Origin of the sequence: Nitrobacter vulgaris (assembly GCF_002028545.1) — a bacterium.
GTDB lineage: Bacteria > Pseudomonadota > Alphaproteobacteria > Rhizobiales > Xanthobacteraceae > Nitrobacter > Nitrobacter vulgaris.
In genome coordinates, this window is sequence record NZ_MWPQ01000012.1 from 1 (window position 1) to 789 (window position 789).

Consider the following 789-nt stretch of genomic DNA (forward strand, 5'->3'; position numbering starts at 1 on the left):
GAGGCTTTCGAAGCGGCCGGTAACGCGGTTAACGGCGCTGCCGTTTGGTCCGTTTCTCGCGTTCGGTCTGCTTGCGGTAATCCTTCTGCAGCAACAAGGCTGACCGTTTCCGGAAACGGTTGTATTCCAATTTAACGCGGAGATTTCGGCTGAGACCGCGGCAGGTTGTCGGCACGTGCCTTCGTGGTCGCGGCGGCGGCGTTTGCGGGCGGTTGCGCGCTTGCTTTAACAGTCCCCGGTTGCGGCAGGCTCAGGATCGCGCTCTGATCGCCGTGTGTCAGCGTTACCTTGCGGCCTTGCACCGAGCGCAGCTTCCAGCCCTGGAAATCGTCGCCGATTTTCAGGCGGAGAGACGCGCGAGTCTCGGAGTTAATAAAAACGCCCAAACTCGTATCCTCGCCGACCACCGTTCCGACCAGCGACAATTGCGGGCTTTCCGCACGGGGTGGTGGAGGGGGCGCTTTCGCTTTCGCATCTGCCGGAGATGCCACGGCGGCCCGGGCTGGTCGGCGCGTTTGCGAGAAGACCGGTCGCTCGCGCGTATGGGTGAGTGTTGCGAGCGGGATAGCCCAAAGCGGATTGGCGCTCGGCGTGCGCTCCTCCTTCGCTTGAGGAGGTGGCGGCGGCCGCACCACCGTCGGCGCTGACGGAGCAGGCTGATCCCAGAGCGAGCGCGCTGAGGATGCGTTGTCCCGGCGCGGCTTATCCAGATCAATGTCGTCGACGTCCGATTGCAACGCGCGAGTCGAAGCCGGAATACCAAACCCCAGCAAAAGCAGCGTGAGTATC

Annotated in this window: 1 protein-coding gene; it reads right to left on the bottom strand. The window is 63.2% G+C overall.

The window, feature by feature from the left end:
• Positions 1 to 131 precede the first annotated feature (131 nt).
• On the bottom strand, positions 132 to 789 hold a 658-nt coding region (locus tag B2M20_RS19410; RefSeq protein WP_158081497.1), incomplete at its 5' end, for a hypothetical protein.